We start from the raw sequence: 26201 nt of genomic DNA, 5'->3' as shown, positions 1-26201 counted from the left end.
TCTGCCTCCTGGCTTATTTTTTGTCGAAGTGAATAACCGAGCGGATTGATTTGCCTTCGTGCATCAAATCGAACGCTTCGTTAATCTGATCGAGCCCCATGGTGTGGGTGATAAAGTCATTCAGCGCGAACTCGCCGTCCAGATAACGCTGGACGATGCCCGGCAACTGCGAACGGCCCTTGACGCCACCGAAGGCGGAACCGCGCCAGACGCGGCCGGTGACCAACTGGAACGGGCGGGTAGAGATCTCTTGGCCGGCACCGGCTACGCCGATAATCACCGATTCGCCCCAGCCTTTATGACAACATTCCAGTGCGGAGCGCATCACGTTGACGTTGCCAATGCACTCGAAGGAGAAATCGACGCCGCCGTCGGTCAGCTCAACGATCACGTCCTGAATGGGTTTATCGTAGTCTTTCGGGTTGATCAGATCGGTAGCACCCAGTTTACGCGCCAGATCGAACTTGCTGGTGTTGATATCGATGCCGATGATGCGGCCTGCGCCGGCCATCTGCGCGCCGATAATCGCCGACAGGCCAATGCCGCCGAGGCCGAAGATGGCCACGGTGTCGCCTTTTTGCACTTTGGCGGTGTTGATCACCGCACCCATGCCGGTGGTGACGCCGCAACCCAGCAGGCAGACTTCTTCCAGCGGTGCTTCTTTGCTGATTTTCGCCAGAGAAATTTCCGGTACTACGGTGTATTCGGAGAAAGTCGAGGTGCCCATGTAGTGGAAGATTGGCTGGCCGTCTTTATAGAAGCGGGTCGTGCCGTCCGGCATCAGGCCTTTACCCTGGGTGGCGCGGATCGCCTGACACAGGTTGGTTTTGCCGGATTTACAGAATTTGCACTCGCCGCATTCCGGGGTGTACAGCGGGATCACGTGATCGCCGACCGCCACGCTGGTGACGCCTTCGCCCACAGCTTCTACCACGCCGCCGCCTTCATGGCCGAGGATCGCCGGGAACACGCCTTCCGGATCGGCCCCTGACAGGGTGTAAGCGTCGGTGTGGCACACGCCGGTAGCGACGATCCGCACCAGCACTTCGCCTTTTTGCGGTGGCATCAGGTCGACTTCTTCGATTTTCAGCGGCTGGTTCGGGCCCCAGGCAACGGCGGCACGGGTTTTGATCATTTTCATCATGGTCTCCAGTGGTCTATTTTTTAAATCAGGCTATGTCGATAGCGTCTGATGAAACGAGGTTTGTGTTGTCAACAGCGGCGGTTTCCGCCTGTTCAATAATCAGTTCTTTCAGCGCGCGCACGTTCGGGCCGAACGCATCGCGCCGCCACAGCAACCAGGTGGCGGTTTGGGCGATGTCATCCGGCAGGGCATGCACTTTCACCCGTTCATGGCCTGGCAACAGGCTGAGCACCGAATGCGGGATCATCGCCAGCCCGGCGCCGCTGGCAACGCAGGCCAGCATCGCGTGGTAGGACTGGATTTCCATAATCTGGCCCGGCAAGGCGCCTTCGCGCTTGAACCAGGACTCCAGCCGCAGGCGGTAAGAACAGCTTGCCCGGAAGGCGAACAGCGTTTCGCCTTTGGCGTCTTTAGCGTTATGAATCGGCAGGTGGTCAAGGCAGGAGATCACCACCATGTGTTCGGGGAAGGCGATACAGCCATTGAGTTCGTCATACTGAACCGGCCCATCGACCAGCGCCGCCGCCAACGTACCGGCGCGCACCCGTTCGGTGATTTCGCCCGAGGTGCCGGTGGTCAACGACAGCGAGACCTGCGAAAAGCGCTGGTGGTAGGCCGCCAACAGACTGGGCAGGCGGGTGGCTGCCGTGCTTTCCATCGAGCCGATAGCGAAGTTACCCGCCGGCTCACCGGCATGGGTGATGCTCATGGCCTCTTCGCTGAGCGCCAGAATGCGGTTGGCGTAGCAGAGGAAGTTGTGGCCCATCGGCGAAAGGCGCAGACGCTGCTTTTCGCGGATGAAAAGATCGGTGCCCAGTTCCTGTTCAAGCTGACGCAGGCGCGTAGTCAGGTTCGACGGCACGCGGTGCAGTTGCTCGGCGGCACGGGCGACGGAGCCGGTTTCGGCGACGCTGCAGAACATGCGAAGCTGGGTCAGATCCATTATCTTCTCTTTTCGTGATGAACTTGATGAGTATTATTCAGTTTTTGTGAGTTTAATACTGCGGCATGATGCTGGCAACTTTCTTTTAACAGTCTGGATAACTCTACATGGCTTTAAGAATTGCCCTGAGCGGTTTTATTGCATTGATCGTCGCGATGGGGATTGGGCGCTTCGCCTTTACCCCGCAGGTGCCGCTGATGATTGCCGAGCACCAGTTTACTCTGACCGGGGCCGGGCTGGTGGCGGCGATCAACTATCTGGGGTATCTGTGTGGCGCTTACGACGCCATGCGCGCAAGCCGCCACGTTGAACGCCGGCTGTGGCTGGGCGTGTGGGGCGCGGTGGCCTTGACGCTGCTATCCGCCGTGGTGCAGGGCGAATGGTGGCATGGCGCGGTGCGATTTATCATCGGCTGGGCCAGCGGCTGGTCGATGGTGTTGGTGGCGGCCTGGACCAACGAGCGGTTGGCGCATTATGGCCGGCCAGCGCTGAGCGCTGCGGTGTTCGCCGGCCCGGGTGCCGGCATTTTTATCAGCGGCATGATGGCGGTGGGCATTCATAGTCTGGCGCTGACGGCGTCGCAAGCCTGGATGGTGTACGGCGTATTGGCGCTGGTACTGATTGGCGCCATCAGCATCAACCTGCCGCGTGCCGGCGAGTTGCATCGCCCCAACGTGGCAGCGGAGCCGCTGCAACTGACCCCGGCGTTGAAACGCCTGGTATGGAGCTACAGTCTGGCGGGGTTTGGCTATATTCTGCCGGCGACCTTTCTGTCGCAGATGGCGGCGGCGCGTTTCCCCGACAGCGTGTTCGCTCAGTTCGTTTGGCCGATCTTCGGCGGTGCGGCGGTGTTGGGGATTGTCCTCGGCATTCTGACCCGCCATCGACTGACCACTCAGTCACGTCTGGCTATAACCCTGTGGGTGCAGGCACTGGGGGTATTGTGCGCGGAAGTGGTGCCGGGTGTGGCCGGGTTGGCGCTGGGAGCGCTGCTTACCGGCGGCGGTTTCCTCAGCGTGGTGCAGCTTTCCATCCAGCATGGCCGGGAGTTGGCGCCCAACCATGCACGTTATATGGCGGGATTGTTGACCACCGGTTATGCGCTGGGGCAACTGGTTGGCCCTACGTTGTCGGCGCTGTCGACGGCATTGACCCACAGGCTGGAACCGGCGCTGTATGTGGCGGTTGTGGGTCTTATCGTGGCCGGTCTGCTGGTGGTGAATACGCCGGCGCGCGAATTGGCGCGAAAATCGACGCCGCCGTGATTAAATTCCGTACAAAAAACGCGGGATACCCGCAGCAGGCCTGATTGTGCTAAATGCGAATATTTCACCTGCGGTTGAAGTACAATCACTGGATAATCCCTTCACTCTCCTCTAGAGTGGAGGCAAAATCTTGACCGAGTTCACGTTATCAACTACGGAAACTTCTGCCGTCAGGAGAGTATGCAATTCACCTGTCTGCCCGGTAAAGCCGCCGGATGGGTGAGTTCAAGTCCGTTGGAGAGAATAAATGACATCATTAAGTAAAGAAGCTGCCCTGGTTCACGCAGCGCTCGAAGAGCGTGGTCTGGAAACCCCGTTGCGCGGTGAAGTGCTGGATCGCGAAACGCGCAAACGTCGTATTAAAGAGCACATGACGGAAATCATGCAGCTGCTTAATCTCGACTTGTCCGACGACAGCCTGGCGGAAACCCCGCACCGCATTGCCAAAATGTATGTCGATGAGATTTTCTCCGGTCTGGACTACGCCAACTTCCCAAAAATCACCGTCATCGAAAACAAGATGAAGGTAGATGAAATGGTGACGGTGCGCGATATCACACTGACCAGCACCTGCGAGCATCACTTCGTGACCATCGACGGCAAAGCGACCGTGGCCTACATTCCGAAAGATGCGGTCATTGGTCTGTCGAAAATCAACCGTATCGTGCAGTTCTTCTCCCAGCGCCCCCAGGTGCAGGAGCGTTTGACTCAGCAGATCCTGGTGGCATTGCAAACCTTGCTCGGCACCAATAATGTGGCGGTATCGATTGATGCGGTCCATTATTGTGTTAAGGCACGTGGCATCCGTGACGCGACCAGCGCCACCACCACCACCTCTCTGGGCGGGCTGTTCAAGTCCAGCCAGAACACGCGCCAGGAGTTTTTGCGTGCGGTGCGTCATCACCAAGGGTGATGACGGGCTATTTCTACCCTAGATAATTGGAGTTGCATCAAGGCGGCAAGGGCGCTTATCCCAATGAGCTTACTCAGGTAAGTGATTCGGGTAAGTGCACGCAGTCAACACAGACGCAGCTTCAAGTATGACGGGTATAACAGGCGCCTGCGGGCGCCTTTTTAATGACCGGCATACAGCGGTAAAATAATGAACACTAGCTCCACGGCCCCCTTGCCACGCATCGCCACGCTGGACTGTGTGCGAGGTATCGCCATTCTCGGCATTCTTCTGCTGAATATCAGCGCCTTTGGTCTGCCAAAGGCGGCCTACCTTAACCCTGCCTATTTGGGGCTGCCGACTGCTCGCGATGCCTGGACCTGGGCGCTGCTGGATATTTTCGCGCAGGCCAAGTTCCTGGCGATGTTCGCCCTGTTATTCGGCGCAGGCCTGCAGATGCTGCTACGCCGCGGCAAAGGTTGGATACGCGCCCGGCTGTCGTGGTTGGTGCTGTTTGGTCTGGGGCATGCCATTTTCCTCTGGGACGGTGATATTTTGCTGGCTTACGGCTTAATCGGCCTGGTGTGCTGGCGGATGATCCGCGACGCGAAGGACACTTATCAACTGCTGAAAACCGGCGTGGTGCTGTACCTGATTGGCGTTGGGGTGTTGCTGCTGCTGGGGTTCGTTTCGCACGGTGAGCCGGGCGGTTTCTGGCAACCCGGCGTAGCTGAGCTGCAGTATGAGAAGTTCTGGAAATTGCAGGGGGGCATGGAGGCATGGCGCAGCCGTGTTGACCTGCTGTCTTCCAGCCTGCTGGCGATTGGCGCTCAATACGGCTGGGAACTGGCTGGCCTGATGCTGTTCGGTGCGGGGCTGATGCGCAGCGGTTGGCTACGCGGTACCTATTCGCCGGGCTACTATCGCCGTCAGGCGGCCTGGCTGATACCGCTTTCATTGCTGATCCAAGTGCCGGCGGTGGCGTTGCAATGGCATCTGCACTGGGACTACCGCTGGAGCGGGTTTTTACTGCAGGTGCCGCGTGAGTTGGGCTCACCGCTACAGGCGATGGGCTATCTGGCGCTGTGTTACGGTTTCTGGCCTACGCTGTCGCGCCTGCGCATCGGCCATTGGCTGACGCAGGTCGGGCGTATGGCGCTGAGCAACTATCTGCTGCAAACGCTGATTTGCACCACGTTGTTTTATCGGTTTGGCCTGTATCAGCAGTTTGACCGTCTGCAACTGTTGGCGTTTGTGCCGCTGGTCTGGCTGGCCAACCTGTTGTTTTCCAATCTGTGGCTGAGGTACTTCCCGCAGGGGCCGGTAGAGTGGCTGTGGCGCAAATTGACTCATCTGGCCGCCGGCCAAGCGGAACCCAAGGCGCTGAACTGAGATCTGGCGCAGGCAGGTTAAAAAAATGTATGTAAACGTTTTCTTTCCTGTGACGTAATTCACGCAGAGGAGGATGACAAACGGGGTAGGATAGCGCCACTGTCAACTACCCCGACCTCAGGATCTTTCATGGCCTCTGTTCACCCAATCACCATTCGCGACGTGGCGAAACGCGCGGGCGTGTCCGTGGCGACCGTCTCCCGCGTGCTGAACAACAGCGCCCTGACCAGCAAACAGACGCGTGAAGGGGTGCTGCAGGCGGTAGCGGAGCTGGGCTATCGGCCCAATGCCAATGCGCAGGCGTTGGCCACCCAAAGCAGCGATACCCTCGGCGTGGTGGTGATGGACGTTTCCGATCCCTTCTTTGGCGCTTTGGTGAAAGCGGTAGACACTGTGGCGCAGAAAAACCACAAATACCTGCTGATTGGCAACAGTTACCACCAGGCGGAAAAAGAGCGTCATGCCATCGAAGTATTGATTCGTCAGCGCTGCAATGCCTTGATTGTTCATGCAAAAGCCTTGTGTGATGCCGAATTGATCGCCTTTCTCGAACAGGTGCCGGGCATGGTGCTGATTAACCGAATCATCGCCGGCTACGAACACCGCTGCGTTGGCCTGGATAACGTCAGCGGCGCGGAGATGGCGATGCGCCTGCTGCTGTCGCAGGGCCATCAGCGTATTGGCTATCTGGGCTCCAATCACCCGATCGAAGACGGGCCGCTGCGTCAGCAGGGCTATGAGCAGGCGATGAGCGCGGCGGGGCTGGCGACGCCGGACAGTTGGCGCGCTTACGGTTCGCCGGATCTGCAGGGCGGGGAGGCCGCGATGGTCGAGCTGCTTGGCCGTAATCTGCATCTGAGCGCCGTGTTCGCTTACAACGATGCTATGGCCGCCGGTGCCATGGCGGTGCTGAAAGAAAACGGTATCATTGTGCCGCAAAATTTCTCGATAGTGGGGTTCGATGATATCCCCATTGCACGCTATACCAGCCCTAAACTGACTACAGTACGCTATCCCATTGTTACCATGGCGACTCTTGCCACCGAATTGGCCCTGCGGGGCGCGGCTGGCGGGCTGGAGCCACAGGCGCGCCACCTGTTTATGCCCACTCTGGTACGTCGCCATTCCGATGCCCCCTGGCAAAGTGAGGCGGCGGTCACTCTCTGAAGATTTAATCTTGTGTAACCGTTTTCAATCTGTGAGAAAATTCACAGATTATTAACATCACCCCGTCTATGCTCTAGGCGTTTTCCGGCGCAAAGGCACTTGCCGCTGCCGTTTTTATCTCGCGCTGACACAGCACTTTTCAGGAATAACATGATTCACGGATGACAGGGAACCTGCCAGACCCGGTCGTGCACCCACCGCCGGTTACCTTTGGCTCAATACCGAGTACGACCTACATAAACCGGAGACAGACAATGAATAAGAAGGTTTTCACCCTGGCCGCGACGGCCGCAGCCATGATGTTTGGTGCTGCAGCTCATGCAGATACCCGTATTGGCGTCACCATTTATAAATACGACGACAACTTTATGTCGGTAGTGCGCAAGGCGATCGAGAAAGACGCCAAGGCCTCTCCGGATATCACTCTGCTGATGAATGACTCGCAGAACGATCAGTCCAAGCAAAACGACCAGATCGATGTGCTGATCGCCAAAGGCGTGAAAGCGCTGGCGATTAACCTGGTTGACCCTGCCGCCGCTCCGGTGGTTATCGATAAGGCACGCGCAAACGATATCCCTGTCGTGTTTTACAACAAAGAGCCTTCCCGCAAAGCGCTGGACAGCTACGACAAAGCGTTTTATGTCGGGACCGACTCCAAGGAGTCCGGCGTGATCCAGGGCCAGCTGATCGCCAAGCACTGGAAAGCCAACCCGAACTGGGATCTGAACAAAGACGGTCAGATTCAGTATGTGTTGCTGAAAGGCGAACCGGGCCACCCGGATGCCGAAGCGCGCACCACCTATGTGGTGAAGACGTTGAACGAAGGCGGTCTTAAAACTCAGCAACTGCAGATGGACACCGCCATGTGGGACACCGCTCAGGCGAAAGACAAAATGGACGCCTGGTTGTCCGGCCCGAACGCCAACAAAATTGAAGTGGTTATCGCCAACAACGATGCCATGGCAATGGGCGCGGTAGAAGCGCTGAAGGCGCACAACAAATCCAGCATTCCGGTATTCGGCGTGGATGCGTTGCCGGAAGCTCTGGCGATGGTCAAATCCGGCGCGATGGCGGGGACGGTGCTGAACGATGCCGACAACCAGGCTAAAGCCACCTTCGAATTGGCGAAAAACCTGGCTGCGGGCAAACCGGCCGCCGACGGCACCCAATATAAAATCGAAAATAAAGTGGTGCGCATTCCTTACGTTGGCGTAGATAAAGACAATCTGTCTCAATTTGTTAAGTAAGTTCTGAGATAAGCCGTAATGACCCCGCCTGGGGTGCGCTCAGCGTCAACACCAGGAAAGCCGCAGGCGGGGGAATTTTTTATTAAAATGACAGCCTATACCCGACGGATTTCACGGTGCAGCGGACAACGCTGCGGTTTGAAAGACGGGGGTACAATAATAGCCAGGTGTATTTATGGCCGACAGCCCACGCGAATTCCTCCTGGAAATGACCGATATCAGTAAGTCATTCCCCGGCGTCAAGGCATTGGATAATGTTAACCTGCGCGTTCGTCCGCACTCCATTCATGCGTTAATGGGAGAGAACGGCGCCGGGAAATCGACATTATTAAAATGCCTGTTTGGCATTTATAAAAAAGATGCCGGCAGTATTGTTTTTCAGGGCCGGGAAATTGATTTCAAAAGCTCAAAAGAGGCGCTGGAACACGGCGTTTCAATGGTGCATCAGGAGTTAAACCTGGTCCTGCAGCGCACCGTGATGGACAACATGTGGTTGGGGCGTTACCCGACCAAAGGCATGTTTGTCGATCAGGAAAAGATGTTGAAGGATACCCAGGCGATATTCGACGAGCTGGATATCGATATCAACCCACGGGATAAAGTGGGCACGCTATCGGTATCGCAAATGCAGATGATCGAAATCGCCAAGGCGTTTTCCTATGACGCCAAGATTGTCATTATGGATGAGCCGACCTCGTCGCTGACGGAAAAAGAGGTGAACCATTTGTTCACCATTATTCGTAAGCTGAAAGAGCGCGGCTGCGGCATTGTTTATATCTCGCACAAAATGGAAGAGATCTTCCAACTTTGCGATGAAATCACCATCCTGCGCGACGGCCAGTGGATCGCCACTCAGCCGCTGGAAGGGCTGGACATGGACAAGATCATCTCGATGATGGTGGGCCGTTCGCTCAGTCAGCGTTTCCCCGACAGGCAGAATACGCCGGGAGAGGTGATTCTGGAGGTGAAGAACCTGACGTCATTGCGCCAGCCTTCGATTCGCGATGTTTCTTTCGATCTTCACAAAGGTGAAATTCTTGGCATTGCCGGGTTGGTGGGCGCCAAGCGCACGGACATTGTGGAAACCCTGTTCGGTATCCGTGAAAAAGTGGCCGGCACCATCAAGCTGCACGGCAAGGCCATCAACAATCACAGCGCCAATGAAGCGATTAACCACGGTTTTGCACTGGTAACGGAAGAGCGACGCTCTACCGGGATTTACGCCTATCTGGACGTGGGCTTCAACTCGCTGATATCCAATATCCGCAACTATAAAAATAAAATCGGTCTGCTGGACAACGCCCGGATGAAAAGCGACACCCAATGGGTGATCGACGCCATGCGGGTCAAAACGCCGGGCCACCACACCCATATCGGTTCGCTGTCCGGCGGTAACCAGCAGAAGGTGATTATCGGCCGCTGGCTGTTAACCCAACCGGAAATATTAATGCTGGATGAACCGACGCGCGGCATTGACGTCGGCGCCAAATTCGAAATTTATCAGCTGATGACCGAATTGGCGAAGAAGGGCAAGGGGATCATTATTGTCTCGTCCGAAATGCCGGAGCTTTTGGGAATTACCGACAGAATACTGGTGATGAGTAATGGTCAGGTTGCGGGCATCGTTAACACCAAACAGACCTCGCAAAATGAAATTTTACGTCTCGCATCCCTGCACCTTTAAGGATCAGAATTATGAACGCGCTGAATAAAAAAACTTTGTTCACCTATTTTAAAGAAGGTGGCATTTACGTGGTATTGCTGGTGCTGCTGGCAATTATTATTATCCAGGACCCGACTTTCCTCAGTTTAATGAACCTGAGCAACATCCTGACTCAGTCATCGGTGCGTATCATTATTGCACTGGGCGTGGCCGGGCTGATCGTGACTCAGGGCACAGACCTGTCCGCCGGGCGCCAGGTTGGGCTGGCGGCGGTGGTTGCGGCAACGCTGCTGCAGTCGATGGACAACGTCAATAAAGTGTTTCCGCATATGGAAACCTGGTCTATTCCGCTGGTGATCCTGCTGGTGTGCGCCGTGGGTGCGGTGATCGGCCTGGTGAACGGTCTGATCATCGCTTACCTGAATGTGACGCCGTTTATTACCACCCTGGGTACCATGATCATCGTCTACGGCATCAACTCGCTGTATTACGATTCTGTCGGCGCTTCGCCGGTAGCGGGGTTCGATCCTAAGTTCTCGACCTTTGCCCAGGGATTCCTGCGCTTTGGCGACTTTAAGCTGTCGTACATTACCTTCTACGCCATTATCGCGATTATTTTTGTCTGGATCCTGTGGAATAAAACCCGCTTCGGCAAAAACATCTTCGCCATCGGCGGCAACCCGGAAGCGGCAAAGGTTTCCGGCGTGAATGTGCCGTTGAACCTGATCATGATCTATGCGCTGTCCGGCGTGTTCTACGCCTTCGGTGGCCTGTTGGAAGCCGGCCGTATCGGCAGCGCCACCAACAACCTCGGCTTTATGTATGAGTTGGATGCCATCGCCGCCTGCGTGGTGGGCGGCGTGTCCTTTGCCGGTGGGGTGGGGACGGTGTTGGGCGTAGTGACCGGGGTGATCATCTTTACCGTCATCAACTACGGGTTGACCTATATTGGCGTTAACCCTTATTGGCAGTACATCATCAAGGGCGGCATCATTATCTTCGCGGTGGCGCTGGATTCGCTGAAATACGCCAAGAAGAAATAAGCATTCCGCTGCAATAAAAACGGTCGGCAAATGCCGACCGTTTTTATTTTCACCGTTGCAAGTAAGGCTATTTGGCCTTTTGTTTTTCCGCTGCCAGCTTGTGTTCCAGCTCAACCAATTGCTCCGGCGACACCGCCGGATAACCCTGGGCGTCTTCCGGCACCGCGTGCATGGAGGAGATGGGGATCAGCGGGCCGAGGAAGCGCGGTTCGCGTTTGAGAATGTACAGGTCGGTCAGCGCGCCAAGGCGGGCGAAGATCTCGCGAGCGCGTACCGTCATCATGTCTTTCGGCGACGGCACTGCGTAGCATTGAGCCTGGATCCCCATATGCAGGGCAATAAACAGCGCGCGCTCGCAGTGGAAACGCTGGGTGATAATGATGAAGTCATTGGTGTCGAACACCTTGCGGGTGCGCACTATGGAGTCCAGGGTGCGGAACCCGGCGTAATCCAGCACGATATCGCTGGGCGCGACGCCTGCGGCGATCAGATCGCGGCGCATGGTCATGGGCTCGTTATAGCTTTGCTGGGCATTGTCTCCGCTCAGCAGCAGGTATTTCACCTTACCGCTGTTATAGGCGTTAATCGCGCCCTGAATACGGTAACGGTAATACTGGTTGATGACGCCGGTACGGTAATATTTGGCGGTGCCGAGCACCACGCCAACCTGGCGATGGGGCAGACCCTGGAGTTCGTCGTAGACGTAAGGTGCGGTTTTCCAACTGATCCAGCGATCGAGCGCGAGCGCCGAGAGCATCAACACCGCAATGATGATGAACAGGCTGATTATCAGGCGTTTCCACATGTTATTGCCTTACGCGCACAGGGGCCAAAAAAGATGGCTCAAGGCTACTTTACCTGACTGGCTGACGCAAGCTGTCCACCGCCTGAAGCACGTATTGCGCCGCATTTTTAGGCGGTTTTGACAATAAAAAAGGTCCGGCGTGCCGGACCTTGCGCTTCACCTGCGTAAATCAGAACGAGGTGCGTTTGTAGCTGCGGTACTGCGGTCGCCAGAAGTTGTGTTCAATGGCTTTCGACAGCGCTTCTTCAGAGGTGACCACCGCCATTCCCTGCAACTGCGCCGCTTTACCCACTTCCATCGCGATGCACTTGGAGACGCCCTGAATATCGTCGATATTCGGCAACAGTGCGCCATGCCCGTCGGTCGCCAGCGGCGAACAATCTGCCAGCGCACGGCTGGCCGCCATCAGCATGGCGTCGGTTACGCGAGTGGCGCCGGAAGCCAACACGCCCAAACCAATCCCCGGGAAGATATAGGAGTTGTTGCATTGGGCGATAGGGAACAGCTGGTCTTTATAGCTCACCGGCGCGAACGGGCTGCCGGTCGCGACCAGTGCGGCACCGTCGGTCCAGTTGATGATGTCTTCCGGGCGGGCTTCCACGCGCGAGGTCGGGTTGGACAGCGGCATGACGATCGGACGCGGACAATGCTTGTGCATTTCGCGGATCAGCTCTTCGGTAAACAGGCCCGGCTGGCCGGAAACGCCGATCAAAATGCTCGGTTTGGCGTTACGCACTACGTCCAGCAGCGAGATAGCGTCGCTGGAGGTCTGCCATGAAGCCAGGTTCTCGCTCTTTTGCACCAGTTTGCTCTGGAAATCGAGCAGGTTGGGCAGTTTGTCGGTCAGCAGGCCGAAACGGTCCACCATGAAGACCCGGGCGCGCGCTTCGGCTTCGCTCAATCCTTCAGATTTCATCTGCGCGATAATCTGCTCGGCGATGCCGCAACCGGCTGAACCGGCGCCAAGGAAGGTCACGGTTTGGTCGCGCAACTGGCTGCCGGCGGCGCGGCTGGCGGCGATCAGGCTGCCAAGGGTGACCGCTGCGGTGCCCTGAATATCGTCGTTGAAGCAGCAAATCTCATCGCGATAGCGGTTCAGCAGCGGAGTGGCGTTGTTCTGCGCGAAGTCTTCGAACTGCAGCAGCACATTTGGCCAGCGGCGTTTTACGGCCTGAATGAACTCTTCGACAAAGGCGTGGTATTCATCGCCGGAGATGCGCGGGTGGCGCCAGCCCATGTACAGCGGATCGTTAAGGCGCTGCGGGTTGTTGGTGCCAACGTCCAGCACTACCGGCAGAGTGTAGGCCGGGCTGATGCCGCCACAGGCGGTATACAGCGACAGCTTGCCGATAGGAATGCCCATGCCGCCGATGCCCTGATCGCCCAAGCCGAGAATACGCTCACCGTCGGTGACTACGATCACTTTGACGTTTTGCTTGGTGGCGTTTTGCAGCATATCGTCGATGCGATCGCGGTTTGGGTAGGAGATAAACAACCCGCGCGCGCGGCGGTAGATGTCGGAGAAATGCTCACAGGCTTCACCGACCGTCGGGGTGTAGATGATAGGCATCATCTCGCTCAGATGCGCGTCCAGCAGGCGGTAAAACAGGGTTTCGTTGGTATCCTGGATGTTGCGCAGATAGATGTGTTTGTCGTTATCGTTCTTGAAATCCTGATACTGACGATAGGCGCGCTCAACCTGCTCTTCGATGGTTTCCACCGCTTCAGGCAGTAAACCATGCAGGTTGAAATGGCTGCGTTCATCTTCAGTGAAGGCGCTGCCTTTGTTCAGCAGCGGAAATTCCAGCAGAATCGGGCCGGCGTAAGGGATGTAGAGGGGGCGTTTGCTTTCGTATTCAAGTTCCATTGTTTTGCTCTTCAACGTATCGGATAGCTTTTATGATGCCGATCCTAAAAGATCGGGAAAATATGTACAGCAATTGTTATCGGATCATGAGGTAAATTGGCGTAATTATCGACGATCACGTCCTAATTTAACTAAAGAAAGTGTTTTAAGACGTGAATGCCATTGTAATCGGCTTACGGGGCTGTTAACAGCGGCGCCGGGCGGCACCGCCGTGATCGGGATTAGAAAGTGATGCGACTGACGTCTTGGCAACCCAGCGCTTCCAGCGTGGCGCGGGTTGCATCCCACTGGGTGAGGATAGCGGTTTGCGGCTCGGCCAGTACCGCGCGGCGGATTTTCTGGCAGTCGCTTCCGGAGACGTTCAGCAGAATCAACGCGGCCTGCAGCGGCGGCAGGCTCGGGTTAAAGGCGGCGTTCTCCGCATAGCGCCCGGCGTAAATCGTGCCGTCTTCGGCCTCCAGTGCGACACCGCTGTGGGCGTTGCTGTAGGGGGCATGGCTTTGGTTAGCGGCGGCCAGCGCGGCTTTCTCCAGTTCGTCAGACAGCGTCAACTGGTAGCCCTGATCGACCCGGTCCATCAGCAGCGTGGCGATATCCAGATCTTTCGGGCCGAATGAATCCGGCAGATAGTCGCCAAGCGTGGCAGGCTCACGGCCGGGCAGGCGAATTTGCAGGCCGCTGCCGCTGTTCAGTTCGTTCATAAACTGGCGGCAGTGGCCGCAAGGCGTGTAGTTAACGGTGATGGAGACCAGGCCAGATTCACCGCGCAGCCAGGCGTGGGTCACGGCACACTGTTCTGCATGAATGGTTTGTTGCATCGGCGCACCGCTGAATTCCATATTGGCGCCAAAATAGAGATTGCCGCTCTGGCCGCGGGCAATGGCACCGACGTGGAAATGGGAGATCGGCGTTAACGAGCAGGCCGCCGCCAAAGGCAGCAGGGCAAATGCCAGAGCATCATCATCCAGCCCGCAGCGCTGCTTGATCGCGTCTACCTGCTCCGCGCTGAACATGGCCGGGAAATCAGGCGCATCAAAATAAGGCAGCAGGACGGATTGCAATGTCGCGGACAGTTCGCCGAAAGCGGTGTGAAAACGCGGGTGCATAGAAAATCTCTCTACAGGTTAACGGGATAACATTTTAGGCAGCCTTGAAGTAATAAAGTGTGACTTATATCTCTTTATTGATGAAATCACTGCAATGAAAACGATAAATGCGAGATGTATCGCAAGTTTCCAACCCTTTAACCGAACAGATGCAGCAGCACCGGGAAGACAAAGGGCGCCAGCAGAGAAGTAATAATCCCGCAGATCACCAGCGCCAGCGAGCTGAAAGCGCCTTCCTGATAGTCCATTTCCGCACAACGTGCCGTGCCTATGGCATGCGAAGCGGTGCCCATCGCCAGGCCGCGTGCCGAACGGGTGGTGATTTTCAGCATTCTGAACAGCGAATGGCCAAATACCGAACCGAAGATGCCGGCGAAAATAACGCAGACGGCGCTGATTGCGGGGATGCCGCCAAGGGATCCCGCTACCGCCATGGCGATCGGCGTAGTGACGGATTTCGGCATGATTGATGCGGCAATTTCCGGCGTTGCGCCCATCCACAACGCGATGGCGCCGCCGCTGATCATCGCCGTCATGCTGCCGATAAAGCACACTGCGATAATCGACTTCCAGCGAGCGCGGATCTGATGCAACTGCTCATACAGCGGGAAGGCCAGCGCCACCACCGCCGGTTGCAGCAAGTCGTTGAGAATTTTGCTGCCCTGAAAATAGCGTTCATAGGGAACGCCGGTCAGCAGTAGCAGGGGAATGATCACCGCCATGGAAACCAGCAGCGGGTTCAGCAGCGGCATCTTCAGCCGCTGAGCCAGCCAGCGAGCCGCGAAGTAGACCAACAGTGTCAACGGCAATGACCACCAGATTTCATGGATCATTTTTTACCCTCCGCAGGATCGTCACTGCCGATGATTTTACGTTCACGGTGAAAATAATGAGAGGTGCAGGCGACGACGATCAGCACCATCAGGGTGCTGATAACGCAGGAAACCACCAGCGGGCTGAGATGTTCGATGATTTGGTCGTAATAGTTCATCACGCCGACGCCAATCGGCACGAACAGCAGCACCATATAACGGATCAGCAGATGACAGCCGGGCTTGACCCACTTCGCCGGCAAAATTTGGCTGGAGAGCAGGGCAAACAGGATTAGCATGCCGATAATGCTACCGGGAATGGCGATCGGCAGTAGCGCCGCGATGGCATTGCCGGCAAACAAGCAGAGGTAGATAAGGACGATTGCCCTCAGGTATTTCCAGCACAGTGTAAGCACGTTGGCCATCACCTTTTCCCGTTTAACTGATGTATTCATCATACAATTAAACTGTGATCTGCGCCACAAATCACACCATGAATTCTCTCTATGACATTCATGCCCGTTGGGCAGGTTGGCAGCACCGGCTAAAGGTCGCGCGCAGTCTTATTCCACGTAGGTGGCAATAGAGTTCGGTTGCTGTTTCTGCGCCAGCCGGTGGCCGAGGAAAAAGAATAGCAGGCTCAATAACGCGGCGGCAATCAACATCAGGAACATCAATGGCGGTGCGGCGTAGCTGAGGATAAAACCGCAAAGCACCGGGTTGATGGCGCCCCCCAACGCACTGAGATTTTGCACGCCGTAGTAGCTGCCCTTCAGATGCGCAGGTGCGATAAAGTCGATAAACATATATTCCACCGGGATAACGATAATCTCCCCCAGCGTGAATATCGCCATGGCCACGGCCCACAGCCAGACGGATTGCCCTGCCAGCATGAAACCGATCAGCCCGACAATGAAAAAGAGTGTGCCCAGCGCCAGCCAGCGCAGCATGTTTTCCTGACGCATGCCCCGGCTCAGCAAATACTGCAACGCGATGACGATACAGGCATTGACGATCATCACCATGCCAATGATTTTGTACGCGAATTCGGCGTTCGATACGATAATCAGGTATTGCGACAGATAGCCGGTGAACTGGCCGAAAACGACAGCCCCCAGCGTACTGCCGAGCGTAAAGTAAATCAGCCGACGATCGCTGCGCAGGATGGACAGCGTCTGACGAAAATCAGGCAATGTGGTCGGCGCGGATTCGGCGGACGCAGGTTGCCTTGGGTGCAACTGCCCACGCAGACGAACACTCAGTGTCGCCACCGTCAATAAGGCCAGCCCACCGGAGAGGTAGAACGGCAGCAGCGGGTTCAGCCCGGCCACCATAACGCCCAGCGATGACCCCACAGCCCAGCCGACATTCACCAGCGTGTAATTGAGCGAAAAGGCTTTTATACGCTGCGTGACCGGCAGCCAGTCGGCAAAGCACGCTTTAATGGTGATGCCCAGCACCGAATAGGCCGTATGCAGGATCGCCAGTACCAGAACGATGCCTCCCGGGCGCGGGATCCACGGGATGGCGAAAAAGCTCAGGGCGAACAGTAAAATGGAAAGCAGGATCAATGTGTTTTTGTTGAACTTGTCCACCAGATAGCCGCCATACAGGCTGGCGAAAATGCCGATCGCCAGGCTGATGCCCAGAATAATGCCGACGCTTTTCGGCAACAGGTGGAAATGCCCGGTGAGGTAAATAGTAATGAACGGCAGCGTGACGCCGCGGCCAATGGTCAACACCAGCGAACTGGCCAGCAGTGCGATGATCAGCGGTGGGAATCCCTTCATGTCGGACCTGTTTATGCATACAGCCATTGAGCGATGTTGATAACATAGCTCATTTTGGCCGACTGGGAAGATGCTGTGTGAAAAAAAGAGGTTACGCCGACGCTTTTCACGCTGCTGTTGCCCCGAACAATAGGGGGCGCCGCATGCAGCGCCCCTACTTTATCTGGGGATAAGCGGAAGAGATTATTTGCCCGATTTGGACTGCAACGTGGCGAACCAGGGCTGGATAAAGTCGTTGCTGCTGCCCCAGCCCGGGATGATTTTTGCCAGCCCGGCCACGTTGACCGGCCCCGGCTGGCTGGCCAGCAACGCCTGCGGAATAGACGCAGCCTTGAACTCATAGGTTGCAGGCGTAGGTTCACCGGCAATTTTGTTCGCCACCAGACGCAGGTTTACCGCACCAATCAGCTTGGTATCCACCGCTACGCTGACTTTCCACGGGCTATTGGCTTCGCGCATCAGTTGCAGATCCTGATTGGAGATATCGATGCTGTACAGTTTGATTTCGGTACGGCCATTTTCTTTCAGTGCCTTGTAGGCACCCTGGCTAAAGGCGTCCCAGGTGCCCCAGATCGCGTCAATCTTGCCTTTCGGATATTTGGCCAGCACCGCGCCAACCTTGTTGGCGGTATCGCCCTGCACGTCCGATGACACTGCGCCGATCGATTCCAACTCATGAATGCCCGGATTTTGCTTCAGCAACTGCTGGTAGGCAGCCTGACGGCGCTCCATCGGCGGGAAACCGGCGACCCAAAGCTTGATGATATTGGCTTTCCCGTTAAAGTCTTTAATCAGTTGGCCGAACGACTCATTTGCCAGCGACGCGTCATCCTGTTGCGAAACCGTTACGCCGGGAATGCTGCCGCTGACGTCGGTATCAAATACGGAGACGGCAATGCCCGCCGCCGCAATGCGTTTGACCAAATCGGTGGAATAGGGCGCACGGCCCTGCGAGAGAATAATGCCGTCATATTTTTGGCTGACAGCCTGGTTCACGAAATCTTGAAAACGCGCGTCGTCACCGTTGCTGAGGAAGGTATCCACTTTGAAACCCAGCTTACGCCCTTCCTGAATGGCGCCGGCCAGAAACTGAGTGGTGTTGTCGTCGGAACCCAGATTGCGGATCACTGCAATGCGGATCGGCCCCTGATGCTGGGCGATGGCGGTTGGCACCGGAGCCGGCGTGGACGATTCTGCGGCGAACAGTGGCAGGGCGGCCAGCAGGCCAATGGCCAGTAGCGGTGTTTTTATCGTTTTCATTATTATTGGCTCCAAAAGCAGGTGATAGCTATCCCGGTAAGGGATTATTTATAGCAATCTTTACATCTGGACGTCTATATATAATGCTGAAATATATCGCTTGTGGGCGGCATATAAAATTTGCCTGCGATGGCGTCTTTTGAGCGGGGCACAAATAAAAAGGGCCGAGCGGCAGCTCGACCCTTAAGGCAACGGAAACGACGGTTACTTCACCTGCATTCCTGGCTGAGCACCGCTGTCCGGGCTGAGCAGGAAGATCTCTTTGCCGCCTGGGCCGGCAGCCATCACCATGCCTTCAGAGATGCCGAAACGCATTTTGCGCGGCGCAAGGTTGGCGACCATGATGGTCAGGCGGCCTTCGAGCGCTTTCGGATCAGGGTAGGCGGAACGGATGCCGGAGAAGATCTGACGAGACTCGCCGCCCAGATCCAACTGCAGTTTCAGCAGTTTGTCAGAGCCTTCGACAAAGTCGGCGCTCTTGATCAAGGCGATGCGCATATCAACTTTGGCGAAATCGTCAAAGGTGATGGTTTCCTGAATCGGATCTTCAGCCAGCGGGCCGCTGACCACTTTAGCCGCTGCCATGTCTTCTTTTGAAGCGCTGACCATTTCATTCACCTTGTCCAGGTCGATACGGTTGAACAGGGCTTTGAACGCATTGACCTGGTGGCCCAGCAGCGGCTGCTGGATCGCATCCCAGGTCAGTTCGCAGTTGAGGAAGGCTTCGGTACGTTCCGTCAGCGATGGCAGCACCGGCTTGAGGTAGGTCATCAGTACGCGGAACAGGTTGATGCCCATCGAGCAGATGGCTTGCAAATCGGCATCGCGGCCTTCTTGCTTCGCGACGACCCAAGGTGCCTGCTCATCCACATAACGGTTGGCCAGATCGGCCAGCGCCATGATTTCGCGGATTGCTCGGCCGGACTCACGGCTGGCGTAGGCCTCGGCGATGCTTCCTGCCGCGTCAACGAAGGTTTGGTACAGCGCAGGATCGGCCAGGTTATCGGCCAGTTGGCCGCCAAAACGCTTGCTGATAAAGCCGGCGTTGCGCGAAGCCAGGTTAACTACCTTGTTCACGATATCGGCGTTCACACGTTGCACGAAATCTTCCAGATTCAGGTCGATGTCGTCGATACGCGAGGACAGCTTGGCGGCGTAGTAGTAACGCAGGCAGTCGGCATCCAGATGTTGCAGGTAGGTGCCGGCCTTGATAAAGGTGCCGCGGGATTTGGACATCTTGGCGCCGTTAACCGTCACATAGCCGTGTACGAACAGGTTGGTCGGTTTGCGGAAGTTACTGCCTTCCAGCATCGCCGGCCAGAACAGGCTGTGGAAATAAACGATGTCTTTGCCGATGAAGTGATACAGCTCGGTGCTGGAGTCTTTGCGCCAGAACTCGTCGAAGTCCAGATCGCCGCGTTTGTCGCACAGGTTCTTGAATGAGCCCATATAGCCGATTGGCGCATCCAGCCAGACGTAGAAGTATTTGCCTGGTGCGTCCGGGATCTCAAAGCCGAAATAGGGCGCGTCGCGGGAAATATCCCACTGTTGCAGACCCGACTCAAACCACTCTTGCATCTTGTTCGCTACCTGCTCTTGCAGCGCGCCGGAACGGGTCCAGGCCTGCAGCATTTCGCTGAACGAAGGCAGATCAAAGAAGAAGTGCTCCGAATCACGCAAGATCGGCGTGGCGCCGGAAACAACGGATTTCGGATCGATAAGCTCGGTCGGGCTGTAGGTCGCGCCGCACACTTCGCAGTTGTCGCCGTATTGGTCCGGCGATTTGCATTTCGGACAGGTGCCTTTTACGAATCGGTCAGGCAGGAACATGCCTTTTTCCGGATCGTACAACTGGGAAATAGTCCGGTTCTTGATAAAACCGTTCTCTTTCAGACGGCCGTATATCAGGCTCGAGAGTTCACGGTTTTCATCGCTATGGGTGGAGTGATAGTTATCATAGCTGATGCCAAAACCGGCGAAATCCTGTTGGTGCTCCTGGCTCATTTCCGCAATCATTTCTTCCGGCTTGATGCCCAACTGCTGAGCTTTCAGCATGATCGGCGTGCCGTGCGCGTCGTCCGCACAGATGAAATGAACCTCGTGGCCGCGCATTCGTTGGTAACGAACCCAGATATCCGCCTGGATGTGCTCGAGCATGTGGCCGAGATGGATGGAACCATTTGCGTACGGTAGCGCGCACGTCACCAATAATTTTTTCGCGACTTGAGCCATAGTGAGAACTTGCTTTCTGTAATGAATAAAAAGGGTCTTCGATGTTACCCGATCGCGCCCTCTACGGCTAGGGCGGTTTCTTTCTACAGACACACGCCAGCGGACCTGCAGTTCTGATATGCTTAGCGGGAAGCTATCCATTCAAAATCAAGGAGCCGGGATGAGCGCAAAATCCCCCGAGCAGACCAACCCCGAAGTTCTGCGTGCCCTGGTGACCGGTGTACTGGCCGCCTTTGAACACCCGACGTTAAAAAACAACCTGACCGCGTTGAAGGCTATTCACCACTGCACGCTGTTGGATCACGTACTGCATATTGAATTGATCATGCCGTTCGCCTGGCAGAGTGCCTTTGAAACGCTGAAAGACGGCGTGAGTGCAGAACTGCTGCGCGTCACCGGCGCAGAGGCGATCGACTGGAAGTTGAAGCATGACATCGCCACGCTGAAACGCGCCAACGATCAGGCCGGCATCAAGGGCGTGCGCAATATCATCGCCATCAGTTCCGGCAAGGGCGGGGTGGGGAAATCCACTACCGCCGTCAACCTGGCACTGGCGCTGGCTGCCGAAGGCGCGAAGGTCGGCATTCTGGACGCCGACATCTATGGCCCGTCGATCCCCAATATGTTGGGCACCGAGCATGAACGGCCAACCTCGCCGGACGGCCAGCATATGGCGCCGATCCTGGCGCACGGTCTGGCGACCAATTCCATTGGTTACCTGGTGACCGAGGACAACGCCATGGTGTGGCGCGGCCCGATGGCCAGCAAGGCGCTGATGCAACTGCTGCAGGACACGCTGTGGCCGGATCTGGATTATCTGGTGCTGGATATGCCGCCGGGCACCGGGGATATCCAACTGACGCTGTCGCAGAACATTCCGGTTACCGGCGCGCTGGTGGTGACCACACCGCAGGATATCGCCCTGCTGGACGCGGCCAAAGGCATTGTGATGTTCGAAAAAGTCCATGTGCCTGTGCTCGGTATTGTGGAAAACATGAGCGTGCATATCTGCAGCAACTGCGGTCATCATGAGCCGATTTTCGGCACTGGCGGGGCAGAAAAGTTGGTGAAAAAGTACAACAGCCGCTTGCTGGGGCAACTGCCGTTGCACATCTCGCTGCGCGAGGATTTGGATCGCGGCGCGCCGACGGTAATAAGCCGTCCGGACAGCGAATTTGCGGAACTGTATCGCCAGCTTGCCGGCCGTGTCGCGGCGCAGATGTATTGGCAGGGCGAGGCCATTCCGACGGAAATCTCTTTCCGCGCGTTGTAATCCTCGCAGATTAAAAAGCAAAACCCCGGCGCAGGTCCGGGGTTTTTGTTTATGGCGTGACTCGCAGCCGGTGTAAATCGGCGCGGGTATAAGGGTGATCGATATGCGCCAAGGCAGTGGCTATGTGTTCCAGCAGACCCTGGGTGGGCGCCGGTTGTCGATGTCCCATCAGAACGATCGGTAAAGCCAGCGCGCCGGCGATTTGCCACCAGGAAAGCTGCGGGCGTGCCTTGCGGCTCTGTAACCACAGAAACAGGCTGCTGGCCAGATAGCCTAACGCCAGGCCGCTGATGACTTCCGAAGGCGAATGTACCTGAATGGCTAACCGCGACAAGCCAATCGTCAGAGGCAATACGTAGCCAACGACCAATGCCAGACTGCGCACCGCATGCGAGAAACGACCGCTCAGCGTCCAGAGAAATACCGGCCAGATACTGGCTGCCAGCGCCGAGTGGCCGCTAAATCCTGTAAAATCATAACGTTCTATACCGATACCCCAGCCCATAAAGGCCAGTTTGGATGCGCATACCAAGCCGCCGGCACAGCCGAAGATCAGTGCCCATTGCCAGCCTGCTGTTCGGGTGGCTCGCGGCGTAATCAGAATGATAAAAAGAATCACCGAGCAGGGCAGCAGCAGCATGCTGTCGCCAAAAAAGGTCAGAAAATACCAGTCCAGCACGTCAGTCTCCGGTGAAATACATCATCCCATCAGCAGGATAATGAACAAGCTACGGAGTTTACCCTGCCACATCGGATTACCCTAGACGCAATAATCTTAAAACCTTAAGGCCGATTTTGGCGAAATAACCCGAGATAGCGGCCCTGCCGCGACAATATAGGGTGGCGCAATGCCGGCTAACTCCCTATAATTGTCGCGTTTTAGTTCCCTCCCTCACACTTCGAAATCAGGTCTTTAAATTTTATGACTGACAAGCCGCATCAGTGCGTCATTATTGGTATAGCTGGCGCATCTGCCTCCGGAAAAAGCCTTATTGCCAGCACGTTATATCGTGAACTTCGCGATCAGGTTGGCGATGAACATATCGGCGTTATTCCTGAAGACAGTTACTACAAAGACCAGACGCACCTGACCATGGAAGAACGGGTCAAGACTAACTACGATCACCCGAGCGCCATGGATCACAACCTGCTGTTCCAGCATCTGCAAATGCTGAAATCAGGCAAGGCGATAGAGTTGCCGCTGTACAGTTACACCGAACATACGCGCAAGAAAGAGACTATCCACCTCGAGCCGAAAAAGGTGATTATTCTGGAGGGGATCCTGTTGCTGACGGATATCCGCCTGCGCCAGGAAATGAACTTTTCGATCTTTGTCGATACGCCGCTGGATATTTGCCTGATGCGCCGCATGAAGCGTGACGTCAATGAGCGTGGACGTTCTATGGATTCGGTCATGGCGCAATATCAGAAAACCGTTCGTCCGATGTTCCTGCAGTTTATTGAACCTTCCAAGCAATATGCCGACATTATCGTTCCGCGTGGCGGCAAAAACCGCATTGCGATCGACATTCTAAAAGCTAAAATCAGCCAATTCTTTGAATAATGCCGTTCAATGGCCGGGAAACCTGTGTTTCCGGCCGTCGGGCAAGTATTTACGCCGTGGCGTAGACCTTTTGTCCGTTGTGTGGCAATTTTTGTTTTAGTGACATGCCTTGATGGAGATAAAGAAATGAGACTGTGCGACCGTGATATAGAAGCCTGGCTGGATAGTGAAAAACTGGTGATTTCACCGCGTCCGCCGATTGAGCGTATTAACGGGGCTACAGTGGATGTCCGTTTAGGCAATCAGTTTCGCGTGTTTCGCGGCCATACTGCCGCGTTTATCGATCTCAGCGGACCAAAAGACGAAGTCAGCGCGGCGCTGGACCGCGTGATGAGTGACGAGATAGTGCTGCCGGAAGGCGAAGCCTTCTTCCTGCACCCGGGCGAACTGGCGCTGGCGGTCACGCTTGAGTCGGTCACGTTGCCCAGCGATCTTGTAGGCTGGCTTGATGGCCGTTCCTCATTGGCGCGTCTGGGGCTGATGGTTCACGTGACCGCGCACCGTATCGATCCCGGCTGGCAGGGGCGGATTGTTCTGGAGTTCTATAATTCAGGTAAGTTGCCGCTGGCGTTGCGCCCGGGCATGTTGATTGGCGCTCTAAGCTTTGAACCGCTTTCCGGGCCGGCGGCGCGTCCTTACAACAGCCGGCAGGATGCAAAATACCGCGATCAGCAGGGTGCAGTGGCCAGTCGAATCGACAAGGACTAACAGCGCTTGAAGCACTGTCGGTGTGGCGTTGACAAGAGGATGGCATGAGAAGATTACTGACGACTTTGGTGATTTTACTGGTTGTGCTGGTGGCGGGAATGTCCGCGCTGGTGCTGTTGGTTAATCCGAATGATTTTCGCGCCTATATGGTCACGAAGGTCGAACAAAAGAGCGGTTATCATCTGACGCTGGACGGCGAGCTGCGCTGGCATATCTGGCCGCAGCTCAGCATTCTGGCCGGGCGCATGACCTTGACTGCACCCGGAGCCAAAGCGCCGGTGGTGAGCGCGGATAACATGCGCCTTGATGTCAAACTCTTGCCGTTGTTGTCGCATCAGCTGTTTGTGAAACAGGTGATGCTGAAAAATGCCGTCATTCGCCTGACACCCGAGAGTGAAGAGCAAAATCAACCGAACGCACCTATCGCACCTGCGGGCGAGACCGAAGAGACCCTGGATACCCCGTGGAAATTTGATATCGATAATCTGCGGATTGTGGACAGCCTGCTGATTTGGCAGCGCGCCAATAACGAGCAGATTAACGTTCGCGATATTAACCTCGTCTTGCAGCAAAATGCCAATCGTCATGCGCAAATGGAGCTTTCCAGCCGGGTTAACCGCGACCAGCGCGATCTGACTTTCAGCATGGCGGCAGATATCGATCTGCAGCAATACCCGCGGCGCATCGCGGCCACGGTCACTCAGTTCAATTATCAACTGGAAGGTGCTGATATTCTGGGTGGCGGCATTAAAGGTGATGGCAGCGCCCAGGTGGCGTATCAACAAACACCGCAGCAAATTGCCCTAAGCCAATTGATTCTGAGCGCCAATGACAGTCAGTTCTCTGGCAGTGGCAGCGTGAGATTCGGCGAGGTGCCGGTTTATGCAATGAATCTGACATCGACAGCACTGAATTTGGATGCGCTTTCCGGCTGGCAATCCAGCTCGGGCACGCAACAAGCCGTGAGTGTGACTGCGGCGCCGGTGATAGCTAACCAAGCGGAAGATCCGCAACAAAATCTGGAAGTGTTGCGAGACTTTACTGCGCAGCTTAATTTGAACGTTGATCAACTGACCTATCGTGGCATGAACATTGCCCATTTGGCGCTGCAAGCGGATAACCAACAGGGCTTGCTGACGGTGCATACGCTCTCCGGCCAATTGGCTGGGGGGGACTTTGCGTTACCGGGTTCGTTGGATGCGCGTGGCGGCAGACCGGTGATCGCCGTGCAACCGGTGTTGAAGCAGGTTGAGCTGGGTGCCGTTCTGAAGGCGTTCGAAATGCCGCAGGTGTTGACCGGCAAATTCAGCATGCAAGGGGATTTAACGGGTGATCGCCTGACTTCGCAGTCGTTTGAACACCGGTGGAAGGGAACCGCGCAGTTAGCGATGCAGGACGCGCAACTGCATGGACTGAATATTCAGCAGTTGATCCAGCAGGCGGTGGCGCGTAACGACAGCAGCGTGCGCGGGCAGGATAATTACCAGCGCTTTACCGAAGTGAAACAGCTTTCGGCGAAAGCCAACCTGAGCGGCGGTACGGTAAACATCAGTGAACTGAGTGCGGACTCCCCGCTGTTGAATCTGAGCGGTGGCGGTACGGTGAATATGCCGGGTAAACAGTGCGATATGGTGCTTAACGTGCGGGTGACTGGCGGCTGGCAAGGGCGTGGCGAACTGATCGAGCAACTGCAGAAAACGCCAATTCCACTGCGGGTTTATGGCCCTTGGCAACAGCTTAACTACCAATTGCAGGTTGATCAGGTATTACGTAAAACGCTGCAAAACCGGGCCAAGGACGCGCTGAACAAATGGGCCGATAAAAACAAAGATTCGCGCGAAGGTCAGGATCTTAAAAAGCTGCTCGATAAGCTTTAGCCCCAGGTAAGAGGCGGGTCGGTCAGCGGCCCGCGCCTTCTTTGATCCCCGCAGAGCATTTGCCGTTCCCAATCATTTCCTCCCGTAACTTTGATAGAAATCATGACAACTTCTGCTGTGTTTGTGCAGAGTATTGGGCAGTTATGCGACT

At 56.0% G+C, this 26201-nt stretch carries 22 protein-coding genes; 11 read left to right on the top strand and 11 right to left on the bottom strand.

The genetic code is table 11. From position 1 onward, the window contains the following. Positions 1-13: 13 nt before the first annotated feature. Positions 14-1141, bottom strand: coding sequence for an S-(hydroxymethyl)glutathione dehydrogenase/class III alcohol dehydrogenase (locus ACUTSW_RS08160; RefSeq protein ID WP_062870249.1), 1128 nt, complete (start codon positions 1139-1141; stop codon positions 14-16). A 28-nt stretch (positions 1142-1169) separates the two neighbouring features. Further along, the gene (gene ptrR / locus ACUTSW_RS08155; protein ID WP_062870251.1) at positions 1170-2087 is read right to left on the bottom strand and encodes a putrescine utilization regulator PtrR; all 918 of its coding nucleotides are present in this window, start codon (positions 2085-2087) and stop codon (positions 1170-1172) included. Positions 2088-2194: 107 nt separating this feature from the next. Here ptrR and ACUTSW_RS08150 point away from each other — a divergent pair, with 107 nt between their 5' ends. The 7 genes from ACUTSW_RS08150 to mglC all read left to right on the top strand — a co-directional run bounded on the left by ACUTSW_RS08150 (position 2195) and on the right by mglC (position 10756). Continuing rightward, positions 2195-3352 (top strand): YbfB/YjiJ family MFS transporter, encoded by a 1158-nt coding sequence (locus tag ACUTSW_RS08150; protein ID WP_445584113.1) that lies wholly within the window; start codon positions 2195-2197, stop codon positions 3350-3352. Positions 3353-3599: 247 nt separating this feature from the next. Further along, positions 3600-4265, top strand: a complete 666-nt coding sequence (folE, locus tag ACUTSW_RS08145) for a GTP cyclohydrolase I FolE (RefSeq protein ID WP_004942347.1) — start codon at positions 3600-3602, stop codon at positions 4263-4265. A gap of 189 nt (positions 4266-4454) precedes the next feature. Next, positions 4455-5636 (top strand): DUF418 domain-containing protein YeiB, encoded by a 1182-nt coding sequence (yeiB, locus tag ACUTSW_RS08140; RefSeq protein ID WP_445584112.1) that lies wholly within the window; start codon positions 4455-4457, stop codon positions 5634-5636. 129 nt (positions 5637-5765) lie between these two features. Beyond that, positions 5766-6803: an HTH-type transcriptional regulator GalS gene (gene galS, locus ACUTSW_RS08135; RefSeq protein ID WP_434462706.1), complete on the top strand. Its 1038-nt coding sequence runs from the start codon at positions 5766-5768 to the stop codon at positions 6801-6803. Between the two features lie 254 nt (positions 6804-7057). Further along, positions 7058-8050 (top strand): galactose/glucose ABC transporter substrate-binding protein MglB, encoded by a 993-nt coding sequence (mglB, locus tag ACUTSW_RS08130; RefSeq protein WP_004942352.1) that lies wholly within the window; start codon positions 7058-7060, stop codon positions 8048-8050. A 175-nt stretch (positions 8051-8225) separates the two neighbouring features. Then, positions 8226-9734: a galactose/methyl galactoside ABC transporter ATP-binding protein MglA gene (mglA, locus tag ACUTSW_RS08125; protein WP_013812179.1), complete on the top strand. Its 1509-nt coding sequence runs from the start codon at positions 8226-8228 to the stop codon at positions 9732-9734. A gap of 11 nt (positions 9735-9745) precedes the next feature. Continuing rightward, positions 9746-10756, top strand: a complete 1011-nt coding sequence (gene mglC / locus ACUTSW_RS08120; protein ID WP_006322189.1) for a galactose/methyl galactoside ABC transporter permease MglC — start codon at positions 9746-9748, stop codon at positions 10754-10756. 67 nt (positions 10757-10823) lie between these two features. Here the strand turns inward: mglC and sanA are convergent, their stop codons facing one another. From sanA to metG, 8 genes are all read right to left on the bottom strand, one after another. Then, positions 10824-11561 carry an outer membrane permeability protein SanA gene (gene sanA / locus ACUTSW_RS08115; protein WP_063199949.1) on the bottom strand — a complete coding sequence of 246 codons (738 nt, stop codon included), beginning with the start codon at positions 11559-11561 and terminating at the stop codon, positions 10824-10826. Between the two features lie 169 nt (positions 11562-11730). Further along, positions 11731-13428, bottom strand: coding sequence for an NAD-dependent malic enzyme (locus ACUTSW_RS08110; protein WP_004942358.1), 1698 nt, complete (start codon positions 13426-13428; stop codon positions 11731-11733). Positions 13429-13649: 221 nt separating this feature from the next. Next, positions 13650-14534, bottom strand: coding sequence for a cytidine deaminase (gene cdd / locus ACUTSW_RS08105; RefSeq protein WP_445584111.1), 885 nt, complete (start codon positions 14532-14534; stop codon positions 13650-13652). A gap of 137 nt (positions 14535-14671) precedes the next feature. Continuing rightward, a complete protein-coding gene (locus ACUTSW_RS08100) occupies positions 14672-15367 on the bottom strand; it encodes a CidB/LrgB family autolysis modulator (protein WP_004942363.1) in 696 nt (231 codons plus the stop codon). Then, positions 15364-15771, bottom strand: a complete 408-nt coding sequence (locus tag ACUTSW_RS08095; protein WP_006324397.1) for a CidA/LrgA family protein — start codon at positions 15769-15771, stop codon at positions 15364-15366. Before ACUTSW_RS08095 ends, ACUTSW_RS08100 begins: the two co-directional genes overlap by 4 nt. A gap of 138 nt (positions 15772-15909) precedes the next feature. Further along, a complete protein-coding gene (locus ACUTSW_RS08090; protein ID WP_445584110.1) occupies positions 15910-17136 on the bottom strand; it encodes an MFS transporter in 1227 nt (408 codons plus the stop codon). 183 nt (positions 17137-17319) lie between these two features. Continuing rightward, complete coding sequence (locus ACUTSW_RS08085) at positions 17320-18396, bottom strand: sugar ABC transporter substrate-binding protein (protein WP_445584109.1); 1077 nt, start codon at positions 18394-18396, stop codon at positions 17320-17322. A gap of 204 nt (positions 18397-18600) precedes the next feature. Then, positions 18601-20628: a methionine--tRNA ligase gene (gene metG / locus ACUTSW_RS08080; protein ID WP_041416842.1), complete on the bottom strand. Its 2028-nt coding sequence runs from the start codon at positions 20626-20628 to the stop codon at positions 18601-18603. 160 nt (positions 20629-20788) lie between these two features. Between metG and apbC the strand changes: the two genes are divergently transcribed. Then, complete coding sequence (apbC, locus tag ACUTSW_RS08075; RefSeq protein ID WP_445584108.1) at positions 20789-21901, top strand: iron-sulfur cluster carrier protein ApbC; 1113 nt, start codon at positions 20789-20791, stop codon at positions 21899-21901. Positions 21902-21950: 49 nt separating this feature from the next. On the opposite strand, the gene ACUTSW_RS08070 is transcribed toward apbC, so the two are convergent. Beyond that, complete coding sequence (locus tag ACUTSW_RS08070; RefSeq protein ID WP_445584107.1) at positions 21951-22580, bottom strand: phosphatase PAP2 family protein; 630 nt, start codon at positions 22578-22580, stop codon at positions 21951-21953. A gap of 243 nt (positions 22581-22823) precedes the next feature. Between ACUTSW_RS08070 and udk the strand changes: the two genes are divergently transcribed. From udk to asmA, 3 genes are all read left to right on the top strand, one after another. Further along, positions 22824-23465 carry a uridine kinase gene (udk, locus tag ACUTSW_RS08065; RefSeq protein WP_004942376.1) on the top strand — a complete coding sequence of 214 codons (642 nt, stop codon included), beginning with the start codon at positions 22824-22826 and terminating at the stop codon, positions 23463-23465. A gap of 126 nt (positions 23466-23591) precedes the next feature. Then, positions 23592-24173 carry a dCTP deaminase gene (dcd, locus tag ACUTSW_RS08060; RefSeq protein WP_004942378.1) on the top strand — a complete coding sequence of 194 codons (582 nt, stop codon included), beginning with the start codon at positions 23592-23594 and terminating at the stop codon, positions 24171-24173. 44 nt (positions 24174-24217) lie between these two features. Then, positions 24218-26050, top strand: coding sequence for an outer membrane assembly protein AsmA (gene asmA / locus ACUTSW_RS08055; RefSeq protein ID WP_445584106.1), 1833 nt, complete (start codon positions 24218-24220; stop codon positions 26048-26050). Positions 26051-26201 lie beyond the last annotated feature (151 nt).

It is taken from the genome of Serratia sp. TSA_198.1, assembly GCF_052686505.1.
This window is presented reverse-complemented; position numbering and strand designations above follow the sequence as displayed.